Consider the following 19283-nt stretch of genomic DNA (forward strand, 5'->3'; position numbering starts at 1 on the left):
GGCCGTGCGGGGCGCGCGGCTGCTCACGCGCCCCGCACGGCGGCGGCCGCCGCGTCCAGCGCGTGGATGACCCTGTCACAGAAGTCGTCAAACGGCGCGTCGGGGGCATGGCACTCCGGGTGGGCGAGGAAGTACGCGACCGACTGCCGGGCGCCCTCGTCGAAACGCGTCGTGGCCACGAAGTCCGGCGCGAGGCGTTTCATCTTGCTGTTGTCGAAGACGACGGAGTGCGCCTTGTCCCCGAGCAGGGGGCCGTCGAACGAGGGGTCGCAGGCGATGATGAAGTCGGAGGCCACGTGGTACGGCCGTACGGGTACGCCCAGCAGGCGGCCGATCGTGTCGTAGATCCGGTTCCAGGTGAGAACTTCGTCGCTTGTGATCTGCACGGCCTCGCCCACCGCCGCCGGGTGACCCATGAGCCGCACAAACGCCTTGGCGAAGTCCGAACTGTGCGTGACGGTCCACAGCGAGGTGCCGTCGCCCTGGATGAGCACCGGCCGGCCCCGATGGATGCGGCTGACGACGCCCCACGCGCCGCCCGCGCCGTGCAGGCCCAGCGGCAGCGTCTTGTAGTCGTAGGTGTGGGACGGACGGACGACCGTCACGGGGAAGCCGGATGCGCGGTGGGCGGCCAGCAGGACCTCCTCGCAGGCGATCTTATCACGGGAGTACTGCCAGTGCGGGTTTACGAGCGGCGTGCTCTCCGTGATGCGGTAGTGGGCCGGCGGCTTCTGGTAGGCCGAGGCCGAGCTGATGAAGATATATTGGTCCGTCCTGTCCGCGAAGAGTCGGACGTCCCGCTCGACATGCGCCGGGGCATAGGCGATGAAGTCGGCCACCACGTCGAAGCGGCGCGTGCCGAGCGCGGCCCGCACGGCGGCCTCGTCGTGGATGTTTGCCGTGAGACATTCGACGCCCGCCGGCGCCGCGGTGTTCCGCCGGCCGCGGTTCAGCAGTGTGAGCGCCCAGCCGCGCTCGGCCGCCAAATGGGTGATGGATTCGCTGATGACGCCGGTTCCGCCGATAAACAGTGCTTTCATAGCGCGCCTCCTTGTCGTCCGGTTCGTGGTGCGGGCCCGGCCGAGGGGCCGGACACCGGTTTCATTATATCCCGTTTCGGCGCGGCACACAATGGGTCCAAGCTGTTTTGCCGACGCTTGATGCAAAGAAATACAGAAAAATGTGTAGAGATCGCCGATAAAATGCGAAATTGTGCTAATGAACGGGCTCCAAAATACCGATGAGAGAACGGGAGGCTTTGTGCCGCCGGCGTGAGTTTGTTACGTTTATATAAATTATATAAACTCCCTCTTGCAAAATGGACCGATCCATACTAAGATATAAAAATAAGGAGAGGCGCTCAAGATTGGGCAGCCTGTCCTGCAAGCCCGCCCACAGGGCCGGCCCGACAAGACGGAGGTCGGTCCATGTCCGGAGCACTGAGGAGGATGTGTGCATGTCCAGCAGATTGTTTCAAGGCATCGTCGCCCAAATGAAAGACGTCGTAAACGACGTCATCGGCGTGATGGACGCGAGCGGGGAAGTGGTGGCCTGCACCGACGCGTCCCTAGTGGGTCGGGTGTGGGAGGACGCCGCCGGCGAACTGTCCCTGCGCACGGACCCTGTTGTCGTACTGAACGGTTACACGTTCAAGACTCTGCTCAGTTGGGGTCTTCAGTACGATTACGCCGTGTTCGTAGAAGGAGAGGACGCCGCCGCGCGCGAGGTGTGCCTGCTTTCGGCGGTGGCGCTGAACGGCGCCAAGACCTTCTACGACGAAAAACACGACAAGACCACCTTTATCAAGAATATCTTGCTTGACAACATCCTGCCGGGCGACATCTACATGCGCTCCCGGGAGCTTCACTTCGAGAGTGATGTGCCCCGTGTGGTCATTTTGGTGCGCCAGGTGGGCAAGACGGACCTCGCGGTCATCGACGTCGTGCAGGGTCTCTTCCCAGACAGGCAGATCGATTTTGTGGCGAGCCTGAACGAGACGGACGTCGCGCTTGTCAAACAGGTCAAAGCCGGCGTGGACACACAGGATCTGCGCAAGCTGGCCGCCGCCATCGAAGAGACGATCAACTCCGAGCTGTATATCAAGACCGTCATCGGCATCGGCTCGGTGGTAGACAGCCTCAAAGACCTGGCCGGGTCGTACAAGGAGGCCCAGATCGCCATCGAAGTGGGCAAGGTCTTCGACACGGAAAAGACAATCATCAATTTCGAAAATCTGGGGATCGGACGCCTCATCTACCAGCTCCCAATCACGATGTGCGAGATGTTCCTCTCCGAGGTGTTCAAGAAAAATTCGATCGACTCGCTGGACCAGGAGACGCTGATCACGATCCAAAAATTCTTCGAAAACAGCCTGAACGTCTCCGAGACCTCGCGCAAACTCTTCGTACACCGCAACACGTTGGTGTACCGGCTCGAAAAGATCAAAAAACTCACGGGGCTCGATCTGCGGGAGTTCGACCACGCCATCATCTTCAAAGTGGCGATGATGGTCAAGAGATATCTCCTCTCCCGCGAGGACGTGTATTGACCCCGCGCACTACCCATTCAAACGCGTCCCCCGGGGCGGGACAAAACGAGGGAGGCTTGTCGTTTGGTTCGTCTGGTTGATGTATGCAAGACCTATGACAACGGCACCAGAGCCCTCAAAGGCGTGAGCCTGCGCATCGACGACGGGGAATTTATATTTCTGGTGGGGCCTTCCGGCTCCGGCAAGTCCACGATCATCAAGCTGCTGACCGGGGAGATCCGCCCCAGCGAGGGGCGCGTCCACGTAAACGGCTACAGCATCGGCGCCCTGCGCGCGCGGGACGTTCCGTTTCTTCGCCGCACACTGGGCGTCATCTTTCAGGACTTCCGCCTTGTGGAAAAGAAAAGCGTCTACGAAAACGTCGCCTTCGCGATGCGGGTGGTGGGTGCGTCGCCGCGTGAGATACGCATGCGCGTGCCCTATGTACTCGACCTCGTCGGGCTCTCCCACAAGGCGCGCCGCCGCCCCTACGAACTCTCGGGCGGCGAGCAGCAGCGCGTGGCCATCGCGCGGGCGCTTATCAACAACCCCAAGGTCATCATTGCCGACGAGCCCACCGGGAATCTGGACCCGGCCCGCTCGTTGGAGATCATGACCTTGTTGGAGCGCATCAACGCGCTGGGCACCACGGTGCTGGCCGTCACACACGAAAAAGAACTTGTGAACCGTTTCGCGAAACGCGTGGTAGCCATCGACGGCGGCCGGATCATCAGTGACAGGACAGGTGGGTACTACCAGTATGAAGCGCTACGAAACTAGTTATTTTTTCCGAGAAGGTGTCCGCGGCATTTTCGTACACGGATTTATGAGTTTTGCCGCCATCGGCGTCATCGTGGCCTGTCTGCTCATCATGGGCAGTTTCTCTCTGCTTGCCTACAACTTAAACGCACTCATCGGCGACATCCAAAACAGCAGCGAGATCTACGTCTTTGTGGACGAGACGCTGTCGGACGCCGAGGCGCGTAGCGTCGGAACGCGCATCAACCGCCTCGACAACGTCGACATCAGTACCTTTGTCTCCCGTGACGAGGCGCTGGTCCAGTTTGGTGCGCGGCTGGACGAGGAGTACAGTGCGCTGATCGAGGGGCTGGAGCAGGACAACCCGCTGCGTCACCGTTATGTGGTTCGCCTGATTGACACGGAGCGGATGGCCGAGACGGTGGAACAGCTCCGAAACGTGCCCGGCGTCGACCAGGTGAACGCCCGGCTCGACATCACCGAGAACATCCTGCTCGTGCGCGGAGTGGTCAACACCGTCAGCCTGGCGCTCATCGTCGTGCTGCTCGCGGTGTCCGTGTTCATTATCTCCAATACGGTGAAACTCGCCACCTTCGATAGGCGCGAGGAGATCGCCATTATGCGGGTGGTGGGGGCCACGAAGCGGTTCATCCGCTGGCCGTTTGTCATCGAAGGGTTTTTGCTGGGGCTGACCGGCGCCGTCGCCGCATTTTTTCTCCAGTGGGGCCTTTATTTGTCGCTCTCGCGGCGCGTCACCGAGGGGCTCAAAAACATTGCCCTCGTGCAGATGGCGCCCTTTGACGAGATCCTGCCGGCCGTGCTCCTCGTGTTCCTGCTGGTGGGGTTCCTCGTCGGTATGGGCGGCAGTTTGTTGACGATCCGCCGGTTCATGCGGGTGTAGGATGTAATACAAGACGTATAAAACATAGTAAAATATACAAGATGCAATTATACGATCCCGGGGAAGGGGGCCGAGGCCGTGCGTAACAACAAGACGCGCGTGTTTGCTGTAGCGTTGGCGCTGCTGCTCGTGTTTGCGCTGGTGTTTGGTTTTATCTATTCCGTGACGATCCCCGCCGCCGGTGCGGCGTCGTCGCTCGACGCGCTGCGGCAGAACTCCAAGTCGCTCGCGGCGGAGAAGAAAAAGATTCAAGAGGAGCTCTCTCAGGTGAAGCAGGAGAAGGCCTCTGCCGCCAAGCGGAAGGAGGCGCTCGACAAGCAGATCGACATCACCGAGCAGGAGATCCAAAACACAGAGGAGCTCATCGCGATGCTCACCGGCGAGATCGCGCGCCGGCAGGCGGAATTGGACGAGGCGCTGCGCCGCGAGGCCGAGCAGTACGAGGCTTTCCGCGTCCGGATGCGGACGATGGAGGAGGCCGGTGACACGGGTTATCTCGGCGTGCTGCTGTCGGCCGACAGCTTTTCCGACCTGCTCGGGCGCATTGGCACCGTGCAGGAGATCATGGACTACGACCTCGCGCTGATGGAGGATCTGCAGGCGACACGTCTCGTGGTCGAGGAGACAAAGCGCGCGCTTGAGGCCGACAAAGATGAGCAGTCCTCCGTCAAGCAGACCCTCTCCGACCGGCGGGCGGAACTCGCCAGCCAGAGCCGTGAGCAGGTCCAGATGTTGCAGGAGCTCGAAAAGGAGGAGACCGAGTACCGCAAGGCCATTCAGGAGAAGGAGGATGCCGAGAAGGCGCTGCAGCGGCAGATCAGCAGCCTCATGGCGGAGCTGGCCCGCAAGAACACCGTGTATGTGGGCGGCGAATACACCTGGCCGCTGCCCGGTTACACGGCAGGCTCTCCCTATGGCCTCCGCTACCATCCGATTCTCAAGCGCAACAGACTGCACACGGGCCAGGACATTCCCGCGCCCACGGGCACCAAGATCCTCGCGGCCAACGGCGGAGAGATCATCAAGGCCGATTACAACTCCGGGTACGGCAACTGTGTCGTCATCGACCACGGCGGCGGGCAGGCCACGCTGTACGGCCATATGAGCCGCATCGGCGTGTCGGTGGGGCAGAAGGTGAAGAAGGGGGCGGTCATCGGCTACGTGGGTTCCACCGGTCTCTCCACCGGTCCGCACCTGCACTTCGAGATCATCATCAACGGCACGCAGGTGAACCCGATGAACTACTTTACCAAGGTGTCGGGCTGAGAAAACCGGCCGGGGCGCAACAGACTTTGGACAGACGGCCCGGTGACCGGACACGCGGGCATCCGGGCGTGCAGATACCCAGATTGCTTTGATGGTTTGCGGAAAATACTTCCGCAAACCATTTCGTTGAAAAAAGGAGAAGGCATGAAAAAACGATTTACACTGAGCACGGTGTTGGCGCTCATGCTGTTGGTGGCCGCGGCGGCGGCGCTGATCGGGTACAACCGGGCCTCCGTCCAGCTCAAAGAACAGCTTGAGGTATTTCAGGCGCAAAAGGAGGAACTGAGTAAGCTGATTGCCGCCCGTGAGATCATTCAAGATCAGTTTGTCGGCCAGGTGGACCGGGTCCGACTGTACGACAGCGCCATCGACGGCATGGTGCGCTCGTTGGACGACCAATATTCGCACTACCTAAGCGCCGAGGAGTACGCGCGCTACCAGCGCGCCGCCGACAACCGCTATGTGGGCATCGGCGTCACGGCCGCACAGCACCCGGAGGGCGATATCTTGGTGCTTGAGGTGTACGAGGACTCCCCGGCGGAGGAGAGCGGGATAAAGGCCTTCGATCGCATTGTCGAGGTGGAGGGCGCGCCGGTGATCGAGATGGGGTTTGAGATGGCGGTGGGGGCCATCGGCGGGGCGGAGAACACACAGGTGCGCCTCACGATCCTGCGCCCCGACGGGACGCGGACGGAGGTGAGCCCGACGCGCCGGGCCGTCGGCCTGCGGGCGGTGTCGTCGGAGATTTTGGCCGGGCAGGACATTGGTCTCGTGCGCATCCGCAACTTTGAAAGCGGCGTCGACAGGGACTTTCGCGAGGCGGTCGCCCGCTTGCAGGGCGCCGGCGTCCGCGCGCTCATCTTCGACGTGCGGTTCAACCCGGGCGGCCAGCTCGACGTCATGCGGCCCATGCTGGACCTGCTGCTGCCGGAGGGCACTCTGATCACGCTGCGCGCCAAGGACGGCACCGAGCACGTCTTCACGTCGGAGCCGGGCGAGGTGGACCTGCCGATGGCGGTGCTCGTGAATGGGTACTCCTACAGTGCGGCCGAGTTTTTCGCCGCCGCGCTGCGCGAATATGATAAAGCGGTGGTGGTCGGGGAGCCGACCACCGGCAAGGGTTACGCCCAGCGGACGATCCCGCTGGAGGATCAGTCGGCGATCATCTTGTCGATCGTGGAATACTTCACACCGCAGGGCCGCAGTCTCTCGGGCGTCGGCCTGACACCCGACGACGTCGTGGCGCTGAGCGAGGAGGAAAACCGCAATTTCTACACCTTGCCCCTCGAACAGGATCGGCAGCTCCAACGGGCGATCGGCGTGCTCACACAGCAGCTGCCGCCGCTGCCCGGGGAGGAGACCGAAACAGATGCGGAGACCGCCGCGCCGTAGATGTCTAAACCCGGTCCCGGCCTCATACGTATGAGTGTGTGAGATCGCCCGTATGAGACCGCCGCGGGGCCGCCGGCCTGACGAAGCGAGCGGGATCCGGCGGTCTGGCGGGGGGTGGAACATGTTTGGGCTGGTGGAGACGGCGCTGATGCCGCCGCGGCCCGCGTGGGGGCGGCTGTGGGCCGCACTGACGCGGGCGGATGCGTGCACGGTTGTCCGCGCGCGCCTGTGGGGGGCGGATGTGGCCCGTGCGCGGGTGACCTACACGCTGGCCGACGGCCCGCTGCGCGCAGCGGCGGCGGCAAACCGGCGCCGCGCGGACCGGGCGCTGGCGGCGCTTACCCGGGCGGCGGTGACGGGGGTGGTGCTGCCCGACGGATTCCCCGACGGAGATCTGCTGCCCCGCCACGGCCTGCGAGCCTGGACGCCGGCGCCGCTCTGCCGGCGCCTGGCGGACCGGTTGACGGTCCTCGCGGCCGACATGCTGCGGGTGGAGGCCGCCCGTCTGCGTGTGGCTATTGTGGCCGCGCGCGTGACGACGGAGGTGGCCGGCGCGGCGGCGGCGCTGTGCGGCGGCGGCCGGGCGCGTTTTCTCTCGGTGTCGGCCGGACGCGGCGGCGCGGCGCTGTGCCGGACGCTGCGGAGCCGCTTCGGTGTGGCGGCGCTGGCCGATCCGACGCCGGAGCAGCTTGCGGAGACTGACGTCTACCTCGTCTTCGAAGCGCCGGCGGGCGGTGTGCGGCTGCCGGTCCGGGCGGGGGCGGCGGTGCTTCTGCTCGGCGGCGGCCGGGTGCATATCCCGCCCGAACGTCTTGTGGTGCGCGGCGCGGTTTTTTTGCCGCCGGTGCGCCTCACGGCGGACTGGCCGCCGGGTTTCGACGACGGCGCTCTGTTGGCCGCCCTGGCGGAGGCCGGCGCGCTCAGCCCCGCAGAGGTGCGAATCCGCCGCCTTCTGCCGGCGTCCGGCGAAACCGGTGCGGTGCCGGGCATGCAGTTTTGAGAGGCGCCCGCGTGGGGGAAACGAAAAATTCTCAGCTCTTGACAAATGCGAGGGAAATTACTATACTCAGGTATAATGTGGTGCGCGTGCCCGGCGGAGGCGCGGGGCGCTAAGTGTACAGTTTGGGTCGGTTTGTAACGATATATAGGCTATGACGCGCGTGTAATGATCTTCCGGCGCCAGTCGCCATGAAATAGGTGAGGACAATGCAAAAACAATATAAGCTCACGGAAGAGCGGCTTCGCAATTTGCAGGATGAATTAAACTATCTGCGGACCGTCCGCGAAAAAGAGGTGGCCGAGCAGATCAAAGAGGCGCGGTCCTTCGGAGATCTGTCGGAAAACAGCGAGTACGACGAGGCGAAGAATGAGCAGGGGCGCGTGTTCTCTCGCATGGTGGAGCTGGAGGACATCATTGCTCATGCCGTGGTGCTGCAGCCGGACAGCCTGGACACCGACCAGGTGGTGGTCGGCTGCCGTGTCAGCGTGCTGGACCTCGACGCGCAGGAGCGGGAGGAGTATGCGGTAGTCGGTTCCCAGGAGGCGAACCCGCTGGAGAACCGTATCTCGGACGAATCCCTCTTCGGGCGCGCGCTGGTCGGCAGCCGGGTGGGCGAGGAGATCTCGCTGGAGGCGCCCGCCGGCGTGCTGCGATATCGCATTCTCGACATCCAGATCTAAATACCCGGCGGCGGCCACGGATTCCGTGGCCGTTCGTGGGTTATGGGAGGAAGCCACGTGTCGGAACAAGACAACACGCAGGCCGCCCCGCTGTCGGAGCTGCTGCGGATTCGGAGGGACAAGCTGACCGCCCTGCGGCAGGAGGGCAGCGACCCTTATGCGCTGACGCGCTTTGACGTGACGGCCCACAGCGCCGAGATCGTGGCGCATTTTGCCGAGCGGGAGGGGCAAAGCGTCTCTCTGGCGGGCCGTATCCTGTCCAAGCGGGACATGGGCAAGGCGTTCTTCTGCGACCTGCTCGACGGCGCCGGGCGCATCCAGCTCTATCTCAAGGTGGACGACCTGGGCGAGGACGCCTTCGCGCGCTTCAAGCGCATGGACATCGGGGACATCGTCGGCGTGGCCGGCACGGTATTCCGTACCCGCCGCGGGGAGATCTCCATCCATTGCACGGCCGTTGCCCTGCTGGCCAAGTCGCTGCGTCCGCTGCCGGAAAAATTCCACGGCCTGACAGACACAGACCTGCGCTACCGTCAGCGCTATGTGGATCTCATCATGAACCCTGAGGTGCGCCGCACCTTCGAGATCCGCTCGAAGGTGATCCGGGCCGTCCGGGCTTTTTTGGACGCCCGCGGTTATCTTGAGGTCGAGACGCCGGTGCTGAGCACGATCTCCGGCGGCGCCACCGCGCGGCCCTTCGTCACCCATCACAACACGCTGGATCTCGACATGTACCTGCGCATCGCCACCGAGCTGCACTTGAAGCGGCTGATTGTGGGCGGCTTTGAGCGGGTGTACGAGCTAGGGCGGCTGTTTCGCAACGAGGGCATGAGCGTCAAGCACAACCCGGAATTTACGACGATCGAGTTTTACGAGGCATACTCGGATTGCGGCGGGATCCTGGCGTTGACCGAACAGATGCTGGCCCATGTGGCCTTGGCGGTGCTGGGCCGCCATCGGATACCCTATCAGGGCGAGGAGATCGATCTGACGCCCCCCTGGCGCCGGCTGTCCATGGTCGACGCCGTGAAGGAATACGCGGGGGTGGACTTCCTCTCGTTTTCCACGGCGGAGGAGGCGGCCCGCGCAGGCGCGGCCCTGGGCCTTGAGGCGCGGCCGGGTCTCTCCTGGGGCGAGTGGCTGTACGAATGTTTCGACCGGTGTGTAGAGGACAAACTGCTCCAGCCGACGTTCATCACGCGGCACCCGGTGGAGGTGTCGCCGCTGGCCAAACGCTGCCCCGACGACCCCAGGCTGACCGACCGTTTTGAGCTCTTCATCACGCGGCGGGAGTTTGCCAACGCCTTCTCGGAGCTCAACGACCCGCTGGACCAGCGGGAGCGCTTCGCGCGCCAGGCGGCGCTGCGCGCCGCGGGCGACGAGGAGGCCGGCATGATGGACGAGGACTTTCTCACGGCGCTTGAGTACGGTATGCCGCCGACGGGCGGCTGCGGCGTCGGGATCGACCGCCTGGTCATGCTGCTCACGGACAGCCCCTCGATCAGGGACGTACTGCTCTTCCCCACGATGAAGCCGATCGAATGAGCGCGGGGCGGTGAGGGAGCGCGTCACGAGCCGTGACAACGCGGCGCTGAAACAGATGCGAAAGCTCCAGGGCGCGCGCGCCGACCGGCGCACGGCCGGGCTCTTCCTGTGCGACGGACACACGCTGCTGCGCGAGGCGCTGGCGGTCGGCGTCTCGCCCGTCACCGTGGTCTGTGCCGAGGGGACGGATCTGCCGCCGCTGCCGCCGGACACGCGCGTGCTGGAGGCGCCGGCGCGTCTGTTGCACAGTGTGTCGCCGGCCGTCACGCCGCAGGGCGTGGTGTTTACCTGCCGCCTGCCTCAGACGGCGCCGGCCGCGCCGCCGGTGTCCGGCCGGCACCTGCTGCTGGACCGGGTGCAGGACCCCGGCAACGTCGGTTCGATCCTCCGCAGCGCCGCGGCCTTTGGGGTGGATTCCGTCTTTCTGGGCCCCGGCTGCGCCGACCCGTTTGCCCCTAAGACCGTCCGCGCCGGCATGGGCGCCTGTTTCCGCCAGCGCGTCTGGGAAACGGACGACCCGGCGGCCCTGCTCGACGGTGTCTGGCTGCCCGTATACGCCGCCGCGCGCCGCGCCGGGGCACAGCCCCTGACGGCGGCCGCGTTCCCGCCGGACATGGTGCTCCTGCTTGGCAACGAGGGCACGGGCCTTTCCAGTGATCTGTCGGCGCGCGCGGACAAGGCGGTGTGGATTCCGCTTCGCCCGGGCTGGGATTCCTTGGGTGTGGCGGCCGCCGCCGCCGTTCTCCTGTACGGCTGGACGACGGGAGATGCGCAAAAAGGATAAATTTGGGAATTATGTTTGCTTTCCAGTCACAGGGATTCAGAGCGTATCGGGAAAGTCGGTGATGGTTTGGCGGCTTTGAAGTATTGGATCTGGTTGAGCTCACTGCGTTCGTTGGGGGCGGCGGGGGCCTTTTTGGCCGCCGAGCGGTTCGGGACGCCCGAAAATCTGTTCTTTGCCGACGAGGAGGCCCTGCGCGCCGTGCCGGATCTCAGCGCGCCGCAGCGCGCGGAGATCCTCCGACACGATCTCGACCCGGCTGAACGCATCCTGGAGCAGTGCAGTCTGGCCGGGCTCCGCGTCCTCACCTGGCAGGACGCGGACTACCCGGAGCGGCTGAAGAACATCCACGCGCCGCCCTGCACGCTGTATCTGAAGGGTCGTCTGCCCGTCTTCGACGAGGAGGCGGCGCTGACCGTGGTCGGCTCGCGCCGCGCCACGCCTTACGGTGTCCAGGCGGCTGAGCGGCTCTCCTACGCGCTGGCGCGCGCGGGCATGCTCATCGTCTCCGGCCTCGCGCGCGGCGTCGACGCCCACGCCCACCGGGCCGCGCTGCGCGCCGGCGCGCCCACTGTGGCCGTGCTGGGCTGCGGCGCGGACACGCCCTACCCGGCCGAGAACAAGGCGCTTTACGAGGACATAGCGGCGGCGGGCGCCGTGATGAGCGAATACCCGCCGGGCGCGCCGCCGCTCGCCGCCCATTTTCCGGCCCGAAACCGGATCCTCAGCGGTCTGTCGCTGGGCGTTATGGTGGTGGAGGCCCCGCTGCGTTCAGGCGCGCTGATCACGGCCTTCCACGCGCTCGAACAGGGCCGCGATGTGTTTGCGGTGCCGGGTAACATCGACGTCCCGGAGAGCGCCGGCTGCAACCGGCTGATCCGCGAGGGCGCGCAGCTCGTGACGGGTCCGGACGACGTCTTAGCGGAATACGCCGCGCTCTACCCCCACAAGATTCGTCCGCAACGCGTAGCGCCGCCGCCGGCGGATGCGGCGGAGGCCGTGCGGGCGAAAGACAGGATGCCGGTCGGCCGCGCTCAGCCGACGCCCGATGAGGCTCCGGCCGCGGCCGAGCCGGCCCCGCAGGTGACGGATCTCGGAACGATGCTGGCGGACCTGGACGAGGATGCGCGGGCGGTGCTGCTCGCCGTGGCGGGCGCGCCGCGCCATGTGGACGAGATCGTGGAGGCGACGGGGCTGTCCGCCGCCCATGTGCTGCGCGCGCTCACGGTGCTGGAGTTACAGGGCCGGGCGGAATCCCTGCCCGGTAAGCGCTTCCGGCTCGCCGGCGGGCGGACCTGATACAGACGAAAGGCGGCCGAAGACGGCCCCATCCGGGGCGTCTGGCCGCAGGAGGAATCATATGAAGAATCTACTCATTGTGGAGTCGCCGGCCAAGGCGAAAACCATCGGCAAATATCTGGGAAACGACTTCCGGGTCAAGGCCACCATGGGGCATCTGCGAGACCTGCCCAAATCCACGATGGGTGTGGATGTGGACGCCGGATTTACTATAAATTACCAGCCCATTGCAGGCAAGGAGAAGACCATTGCGGAGCTGCGGGGCGAGGCGGCCAAGGCAGACTACATCTACCTGGCCACCGACCCGGACCGCGAGGGCGAGGCCATCTCGTGGCATCTCAAGGAACTCCTTGCGTTGCCGGACGAGAAGGCGTTGCGGGTGACGTTTAACGAGATTACGCCGAGGGTGGTGCGGGAGAGTGTCAAGCATCCGCGCGCCATCGACGAACACCTGGTGGACGCGCAGCAGGCGCGTCGGGTGCTTGACCGCATTGTGGGGTACGAGATCAGCCCGTTGCTGTGGCGCAAGGTGCGGCCCGGTCTGTCCGCCGGCCGGGTGCAGTCGGTGGCCACACGGCTCGTCGTCGACCGCGAGGAGGAGATCCGCGCTTTTACCCCGGAAGAATACTGGAGCATCGATGTCGCGCTCGACCGCGTCGAGGGGCCGGGCCGGTTCGAGGCGCATTTTTATGGGACTCGGACCGAAAAGCGCGCGCTGAAGAACCAAGCGGAGGCCGACGCGGTGGTGGCGGCCGTCTCAAACGCCCCGTTTTCCGTATACGAGGTGAAGACGGGGGAGCGCCGGCGTTCCCCCGCGCCGCCGTTTATCACCTCCACGCTGCAGCAGGAGGCCTCGCGCAAGTGCAACATGAGCGCGCGCCGCACGATGGCGTTGGCCCAGCAGCTCTACGAGGGCGTCGAGATCGAGGGCCTCGGGCTCACGGGTCTCATCACTTACATGCGCACCGACTCCCAGCGTCTCTCCGAAGACGCGCTGACGCAGGCGCGTGCGTTCATCCGGACGCAGTACGGCGAGAGCTACTGTCCCAAGACGCCCCGCCGCTACAAGACGAAGGGCGGCGCGCAGGACGCGCACGAGGCCATCCGCCCGTCGGATGTCACATTGACGCCGGAGCGGGTGCGCGGCAACCTCACCCAGGACCAATACCGGCTCTATCGGCTGATCTGGGAGCGTTTTGTCGCATGTCAAATGGAAAACGCTGTCTACGACACGCTGACCATCGATACGCTCTCGGCGGAGTATGTGTTCCGCGCCAACCACACCGCGGTCAAATTCCCGGGGTTCACGGCCGTGTATGAGGAAGGGCGCGACGACGAAAACGACGAGAAAGACGACGCGCTGCCGAACCTGCGGCAGGGGGAGACGCTGGCGCTGGCCGGCGTGACGCCGGCACAGCACTTTACGCAGCCGCCGCCCCGCTACACCGAGGCCAGCCTCATCCGGGCGATGGAAGAAAAAGGAATTGGCCGGCCGTCCACATATGCGCCGACCATCTCGACGATCATGGGACGGGAGTATATCGTCCGTCAGGGCAAGGCGCTGCATCCGACCCCGCTCGGGGAGGTGATCACAACGATGATGAAGGAGAAGTTCACCGACATCATCGAGGTGGCGTTCACGGCGCGCATGGAGGACTACCTCGACGAGGTCGAGGAGGGCCGCAAGGACTGGCGGGCCATGCTCTCCGAGTTTTATGGCGGCTTCTCCGACGCTGTGCGCGCGGCCGGCGAGGACAAGAAACGCTACAAGGTCCCGGACGAGCCCACCGATGTGGTGTGTGAGCTCTGCGGGCGCAAGATGGTGATCAAGATGGGGCGCTTCGGGCGTTTCATGGCCTGCCCCGGCTGGCCGGAGTGCAAGAACACGAAGCCCGTTTCGGAGCCGACGCCGGGCGAGTGCCCGCTGTGCGGCGCCGTCATTTTGAAAAAGAAGTCGCGCAACAATCGCGACTACTACGGCTGTGAGCGCCACCCGGCGTGCGGTTTCATGACCTGGGACGTCCCGGTAGGGGATCGCTGCCCGGAGTGTATGAAGACGTTGTTCAAGCGCAGCGGGCGCGGCGCGGCCAAGCCGTTTTGCGCGAACCCATCCTGCCCGGCCTTTGTGCCAGAGGACCAGCGCGGGTACAAAAAGAAGGCCGCCGCCGCGGAGACGGCGGCCGGTGAGACCGAGGCGGCGACCGAAAAGACGGCGAAGGCGGGCGCGGCGAAGACGACAGCGGCGAAGAAGACGGCTGCCAAATCGACGGGCAAGGCGGCGGTCGTGAAGGCGGCGGGCGGGCGCAGGACGACAAAAAAGGCCGCCGCGGGGACAGATGGCGCCTCCTGAGGTCACGGTGGTTGGCGCGGGGCTGGCCGGGTGTGAGGCTGCCTGGCAGTTGGCAATCCGCGGTGTCTCGGTGCGGCTGTGGGACATGAAGCCGGGGCGGTACACGCCGGCGCATCGGAGTCCGCTGCTGGCCGAGCTTGTCTGTTCCAATTCGCTACGCGGGGACCGGCTGGAAAACGCGGCGGGGCTCTTGAAGGCCGAGCTGCGCAGGCTGGGGTCGCTGATCCTTGCCTGTGCCGACGAGGCCCGCGTGCCGGCCGGCGGGGCGCTGGCGGTCGATCGGGAGGACTTTGCCCGTCGGGTGACGGCGCGCGTCGAGGCCCACCCGCGTATTGTGAGGTGGGAGGGCGAGGTGGAGACGGTCCCGGAGGGCGATTGCATCGTGGCCACCGGCCCTCTGACGGCCGGGGCGCTGGCGGCGGACATCCGCCGTCTGCTCGGCGGCGGCTGCACGCTGTATTTCTTCGACGCCGCGGCGCCGCTCGTCTCGTTTGAGAGCCTCGACATGGACCGCGCCTGGTTCGGCTCGCGTTACGGGCGTGGGGATGACTACATCAACTGCCCGCTGGACAAGGTAGAGTACCTGGCTTTCCGCGAGGCGCTGGCGTCGGCCGAGGAGGCCGGCGTGCACGGATTTGAGGACGCGCGCGTCTTCGAGGGGTGTATGCCGGTGGAGGTCATGGCCCGTCGGGGGGAGGACACGCTGCGTTACGGTCCGCTGAAACCCGTGGGGCTGCGCAGCCCGGACGGACGCGCTCATTACGCCGTGCTCCAGCTCCGCCGGGACAATGCGGCCGGTACGGTATACAATTTGGTCGGCTGTCAGACTCATCTGACGTTTGGGGAACAAAAACGTGTGTTTGCGCTGATCCCGGCGCTGCGCAGGGCGGAATTTTTGCGTTACGGCGTCATGCACCGCAATACCTATCTCGACGCGCCCCGCCTGCTCACGGAGCAGTACGCGTTGCGCCGCGCGCCGCACATCGTCTTTGCCGGGCAGATGACCGGCGTGGAGGGTTATGTGGAGTCCTGTGCCTCCGGGCTGACGGCTGGGATCGGTATGGCCCGGCGGCTGTACGGCTCGGCGCCCCTGCGCTGGCCGGAGACCACCGCGGTGGGCGCGCTGGCTCGCTACATTGCGAACCCGGCGGTCACGGAGTTCCAGCCAATGAACATCAATTTCGGACTTCTGCCCCCGCTGGACAGGCCGGTGCGCGCCAAGGCGGAGCGGTACGCGGCCCTCTCCGCCCGTGCGCTGGCGGAGACGGAGGCGCTTTGCCCCGAGATATGGGAACATTTAGAAAATAAAACCTGAGCGTATTGTGAGGAAGAGAAGAGGAAGCACATGAAGGTCATACTGGACGTCATGGGCGGCGACAACGCCCCTACGGCCCTGGTGCGAGGGGCGTTGCTGGCCCGGGAGGAGCAGCAGACGGACATCGTCATGGTGGGCCTTGGCGAGGAGATTTTGCGGATCGTGCGGGACGAGGGACTGCCGGCTCTGCCGAAGGGGCTTGAGATTGCCCATGCCTCCCAGGTGATCGGGATGCAGGAGAATCCGGCCGCCGCCGTTCGGGAAAAGAGCGATTCGTCCGTGGTCGTCGGCCTCACGATGCTGGCCGCAGGGCAGGGCGACGCTTTTGTGTCGGCCGGCAGCACGGGCGCGCTGCTCACCGCGGCCACACTGATCGTCAAACGGATCCGTGGGATCCGCCGGGCGGCGCTGGCGCCCGTGTTGCCCACGGCGAAGGGCGGTGCGCTGCTGATCGACTGCGGTGCGAACATTGAGTGCACGCCGGAGTACCTGCTCCAATTCGCGCTGATGGGCTCGTGCTATGTGCAGCGGACCATGGGGGTGGAGGCGCCCCGGGTCGGGCTTCTCAACATCGGCGCCGAGGCGACGAAAGGCGACGAGATGCACCGGGCGGCGTACGCGCTGCTGCGTCGGGCCGGTGACGAGGGACGGATCCATTTTGTCGGCAATGTGGAGGCGCGCGACATCGCCTTCGGCGCGGCGGACGTCGTCGTATCGGACGGATTTTCCGGGAACATCCTGCTCAAGACGATGGAGGGCGTCGGGCTCTTTTTCGTCGATCGGATGAAGGCGATGTTCAAGGCGCGCGCGCGGACGAAACTGGCCGCGCTGCTGGTGAAGGACGGGCTCGGGGCATTCAGGCGGATGATCGACTACACGGAGTACGGCGGCGCGCCCTTTGTGGGCGTGACGGCGCCGGTCGTCAAAGCCCACGGTTCCTCCGACGCGCGCGCCGTTGCCTCGGCGATCCGTCAGGCAGCCGCCTTCGCGTCTTCGGGCGTCATTGAGGCCATTGTGGAACACATCGAACAACTGAAGGTGACGGACGCGTGACAAAGCTGGAAAAGACGATAGGATATACGTTTCAAAACAGCCTGCTGTGCCGGACCGCGATGACGCACAGCTCTTACTTCAACGAAAATCGCGCCGTCTGCAAGGCGTCCAACGAACGGTTGGAGTTTTTGGGCGACTCGGTGTTGGGATTTTTGGCGGCGGAGTATCTGTACGAGGCCTATCCCGGCAAATCGGAGGGGGAGCTGACGAAGCTCAGGGCGGCGCTCGTGTGCGAAGTCCGGCTGGCCGACGCGGCGTCGGCCATAGGGCTGAGCGAGGCACTCCTGCTGGGTCGGGGCGAGGAGGCCACGGGTGGTCGCCGCCGGCCCTCTCTGACGGCCGACGCGGTGGAGGCGTTGCTTGCCGCCATCTTCTTGGACGGCGGCATGGAGCCGGCGCGCCGGTTTGTGCACCGCTTTGTGCTGACAAATATCCCGGAGCACTCCTCCGACTACAAGACCGCCCTGCAGGAGGTTCTCCAGCGAGACCCGCCCCGGAGCTACGCCTATCACCTGGTGGAGAGCGCCGGTCCGGACCACGCCAAGCGTTTCACGGTCGAGGTGTGTCTGGAGGGCAGCCCCATCGGCCGCGGCGCCGGCGGCAGTAAAAAGGAGGCTGAGCAGGCTGCCGCCCGGGCGGCTTTGTGCGCATTGCGCGAAGACTGACAAATACAGGGAGACAAGAAACCACAGATATTGGAAAACTACAACTGGATTTCGGACATTTGGCCGGCCGCGCAAAAATTTTTTTGACGGTGTTCTCTTCCAGCTTGTTAGTTTGTTGGCAAAAACGGCGCAGATATGCGCCGTTTTTGCGCAAAAAAGGGGTGATAAGCGGAAGACGAGTAAAAACGCACAATTGACATTTGATTGGCTTTTAAGATATAATTTGTTCGCCTTATTGGGAAATAACAGAGAAAAAGATAGGGAATTTGGAGAATCTGTCGCGGGGACGCCCATGGGATCGTGCGGCTTTGCCGTACCGGTCCGGCAGGTGGCGTTTGTCTGTGGTGGAGTGGTGTGGCAAAGCTGTCTTCGCTGCGTGTCGTCAGGCGCATGGGAGCGCGGGCGTGTCGCCCGAGAGGGGGGTTTGCGGGTGTACAAAAGGCTGATTTGGGAGGAAAACGGGGCCGCGTCCATTGTGGAGTACAGCATTGTGCTGCCGCTCTGTCTCGTCGTGTTGCTGTTCATCTTCTTTGTGGGGTATGTGCTAAACCAGCGCGCGCTGCTGGATTCCGCCGCCCACCGGGGCGTCCTGCTCGCGCAGCAGTTTTACGCCGACCCCAACTACGACGTCATTGTAGATCTCGGCTTGGCGGCGGGCGACAGCGACTATGCGGGACACAAGGAGCGGCATGAGTTTAAGGATATCGGTTTTGAAAATGATCCCTACCGGTTCTTGAGCAAGAGCTACCACGAAGATTTGATTCAGACCCGCATGGAAGAGAAGATCGAGCACGTTGTCAGCCGAAACCAGCTCTTTCTCCTCGACGATCGCCTGACGGACATCGACGTCGACATCCCGGGCATGGAGGGCTTTCTCAACAAGTCGGCGGAGGTTGAGATCACGCAGGACTTCTATCTGCCGCTCCTGCTCGGTCACGTCAAGTTGGAGCCGGTCTACACAATGACGGCGAAGTCGCGCGTCACTGTCACAACGCCGGCCGAATTTGTCCGGAACACGGACTTTGTGGTCGATATCATCGAGGATGTCACCGGAACGGATGTGACGGAAAAGCTCGTCACTTTTTTTACCAAGATCACGGATTTCTTCAAGAGCGGCTGAGACGGCGTGTCTTTTCGTGCCGTGTGTATGAGACGCCGCGCGGGAGTGGGTTGCCCGTTGGGGGCGAACGATGGGAGGGTTCGGGATGAGATTTTTAGAAAAGAACCGAGGTTCCATCTCCGTGTTGCTGTCCATCATTTTGCTGCCCACAATGACGTTTGTGGGGTTGATGGTGGATTCCGCCAGGCTCGATCTGTCGCGGGCGTTGGTGGAGAGTTCCGGCGCGCTCACAACCAACGCGGGGCTGGCCAATTACGACACGGTGCTGAAGGACGTTTACGGTCTGTTTGCGATGTCTCAGAACGACGCCGATCCGGACGCCGCCCTGCAGGAGAATCTGGAGCGATATTTTAAAAACACGCTGCAAGCGCACGGTTTGCTTGAGAGCGACGATTTGGATCTGCAGAGCGAACTGCTGGGGGAGCTTCAGGATATATTTGTAAAATCCGGCACCCAGTCGCGCGACAGCCTATTGGATGTGGGGTACGATTCATTTGAGGCCAAGTATGTCGACGACAGCAGTTTGGCCAATCCCAGGATTTTAAAGAGCCAGATTGTGGAATTCATGAAATACCGCGGCCCGGCCAGCATAGGGCTGAGCATCTTGGACTCGCTGTCCATATTCAAGAA

The 19283-nt window shown here is 64.2% G+C and carries 17 protein-coding genes; 16 read left to right on the forward strand and 1 reads right to left on the reverse strand.

Going from position 1 to position 19283, the window contains the following annotated elements:
• Nucleotides 1-23: 23 nt before the first annotated feature.
• Nucleotides 24-1040: an SDR family oxidoreductase gene (locus LBK75_05360; GenBank protein MDR1157721.1), complete on the reverse strand. Its 1017-nt coding sequence runs from the start codon at nucleotides 1038-1040 to the stop codon at nucleotides 24-26.
• Between the two features lie 416 nt (nucleotides 1041-1456).
• Here LBK75_05360 and LBK75_05365 point away from each other — a divergent pair, with 416 nt between their 5' ends.
• From LBK75_05365 to LBK75_05440, 16 genes are all read left to right on the forward strand, one after another.
• Nucleotides 1457-2548: a helix-turn-helix domain-containing protein gene (locus tag LBK75_05365; protein ID MDR1157722.1), complete on the forward strand. Its 1092-nt coding sequence runs from the start codon at nucleotides 1457-1459 to the stop codon at nucleotides 2546-2548.
• Between the two features lie 63 nt (nucleotides 2549-2611).
• Complete coding sequence (ftsE, locus tag LBK75_05370) at nucleotides 2612-3307, forward strand: cell division ATP-binding protein FtsE (protein ID MDR1157723.1); 696 nt, start codon at nucleotides 2612-2614, stop codon at nucleotides 3305-3307.
• Entirely contained in the window at nucleotides 3288-4187 is a 900-nt protein-coding gene (gene ftsX / locus LBK75_05375; protein ID MDR1157724.1) for a permease-like cell division protein FtsX, read from the forward strand. The genes ftsE and ftsX overlap by 20 nt, the downstream gene beginning before the upstream one ends.
• A 78-nt stretch (nucleotides 4188-4265) precedes the next feature.
• Complete coding sequence (locus LBK75_05380) at nucleotides 4266-5453, forward strand: peptidoglycan DD-metalloendopeptidase family protein (GenBank protein ID MDR1157725.1); 1188 nt, start codon at nucleotides 4266-4268, stop codon at nucleotides 5451-5453.
• Nucleotides 5454-5597: 144 nt separating this feature from the next.
• Nucleotides 5598-6845 carry a S41 family peptidase gene (locus LBK75_05385; GenBank protein MDR1157726.1) on the forward strand — a complete coding sequence of 416 codons (1248 nt, stop codon included), beginning with the start codon at nucleotides 5598-5600 and terminating at the stop codon, nucleotides 6843-6845.
• Nucleotides 6846-6966: 121 nt separating this feature from the next.
• On the forward strand, nucleotides 6967-7845 hold the full coding sequence (locus LBK75_05390; protein MDR1157727.1) for a hypothetical protein: 879 nt from the start codon (nucleotides 6967-6969) through the stop codon (nucleotides 7843-7845).
• 206 nt (nucleotides 7846-8051) lie between these two features.
• A complete protein-coding gene (gene greA / locus LBK75_05395; GenBank protein ID MDR1157728.1) occupies nucleotides 8052-8525 on the forward strand; it encodes a transcription elongation factor GreA in 474 nt (157 codons plus the stop codon).
• A gap of 42 nt (nucleotides 8526-8567) precedes the next feature.
• Nucleotides 8568-10070 (forward strand): lysine--tRNA ligase, encoded by a 1503-nt coding sequence (lysS, locus tag LBK75_05400; GenBank protein ID MDR1157729.1) that lies wholly within the window; start codon nucleotides 8568-8570, stop codon nucleotides 10068-10070.
• 10 nt (nucleotides 10071-10080) lie between these two features.
• A complete protein-coding gene (locus LBK75_05405) occupies nucleotides 10081-10854 on the forward strand; it encodes an RNA methyltransferase (protein MDR1157730.1) in 774 nt (257 codons plus the stop codon).
• 75 nt (nucleotides 10855-10929) lie between these two features.
• Entirely contained in the window at nucleotides 10930-12150 is a 1221-nt protein-coding gene (gene dprA / locus LBK75_05410) for a DNA-processing protein DprA (GenBank protein MDR1157731.1), read from the forward strand.
• Nucleotides 12151-12211: 61 nt separating this feature from the next.
• Complete coding sequence (gene topA / locus LBK75_05415) at nucleotides 12212-14500, forward strand: type I DNA topoisomerase (protein MDR1157732.1); 2289 nt, start codon at nucleotides 12212-12214, stop codon at nucleotides 14498-14500.
• Nucleotides 14487-15815 (forward strand): methylenetetrahydrofolate--tRNA-(uracil(54)-C(5))-methyltransferase (FADH(2)-oxidizing) TrmFO, encoded by a 1329-nt coding sequence (gene trmFO, locus LBK75_05420; GenBank protein ID MDR1157733.1) that lies wholly within the window; start codon nucleotides 14487-14489, stop codon nucleotides 15813-15815. Before topA ends, trmFO begins: the two co-directional genes overlap by 14 nt.
• A 30-nt stretch (nucleotides 15816-15845) precedes the next feature.
• The gene (plsX, locus tag LBK75_05425) at nucleotides 15846-16868 is read left to right on the forward strand and encodes a phosphate acyltransferase PlsX (protein ID MDR1157734.1); all 1023 of its coding nucleotides are present in this window, start codon (nucleotides 15846-15848) and stop codon (nucleotides 16866-16868) included.
• Entirely contained in the window at nucleotides 16865-17533 is a 669-nt protein-coding gene (gene rnc, locus LBK75_05430; GenBank protein ID MDR1157735.1) for a ribonuclease III, read from the forward strand. Before plsX ends, rnc begins: the two co-directional genes overlap by 4 nt.
• Nucleotides 17534-17963: 430 nt before the next feature.
• Nucleotides 17964-18653, forward strand: a complete 690-nt coding sequence (locus tag LBK75_05435) for a pilus assembly protein (protein ID MDR1157736.1) — start codon at nucleotides 17964-17966, stop codon at nucleotides 18651-18653.
• A gap of 85 nt (nucleotides 18654-18738) precedes the next feature.
• A partial coding sequence (locus tag LBK75_05440; GenBank protein ID MDR1157737.1) for a hypothetical protein occupies nucleotides 18739-19283 on the forward strand: 545 nt, incomplete at its 3' end.

It is taken from the genome of Oscillospiraceae bacterium, from assembly GCA_031265355.1.
Lineage (GTDB): Bacteria > Bacillota > Clostridia > Oscillospirales > UBA929 > JAIRTA01.

Excerpts from the sequence above, each read along its gene's own strand:
- LBK75_05360 (MDR1157721.1), bottom strand. The coding sequence starts at position 1,040 with ATGAAAGCACTGTTTATCGGCGGAACCGGCGTCATCAGCGAATCCATC.
- LBK75_05365 (MDR1157722.1), top strand. The coding sequence starts at position 1,457 with ATGTCCAGCAGATTGTTTCAAGGCATCGTCGCCCAAATGAAAGACGTC.
- ftsX (MDR1157724.1), top strand. The coding sequence starts at position 3,288 with ATGAAGCGCTACGAAACTAGTTATTTTTTCCGAGAAGGTGTCCGCGGC.
- LBK75_05385 (MDR1157726.1), top strand. The coding sequence starts at position 5,598 with ATGAAAAAACGATTTACACTGAGCACGGTGTTGGCGCTCATGCTGTTG.
- LBK75_05390 (MDR1157727.1), top strand. The coding sequence starts at position 6,967 with ATGTTTGGGCTGGTGGAGACGGCGCTGATGCCGCCGCGGCCCGCGTGG.
- greA (MDR1157728.1), top strand. The coding sequence starts at position 8,052 with ATGCAAAAACAATATAAGCTCACGGAAGAGCGGCTTCGCAATTTGCAG.
- lysS (MDR1157729.1), top strand. The coding sequence starts at position 8,568 with ATGGGAGGAAGCCACGTGTCGGAACAAGACAACACGCAGGCCGCCCCG.
- topA (MDR1157732.1), top strand. The coding sequence starts at position 12,212 with ATGAAGAATCTACTCATTGTGGAGTCGCCGGCCAAGGCGAAAACCATC.
- trmFO (MDR1157733.1), top strand. The coding sequence starts at position 14,487 with ATGGCGCCTCCTGAGGTCACGGTGGTTGGCGCGGGGCTGGCCGGGTGT.
- plsX (MDR1157734.1), top strand. The coding sequence starts at position 15,846 with ATGAAGGTCATACTGGACGTCATGGGCGGCGACAACGCCCCTACGGCC.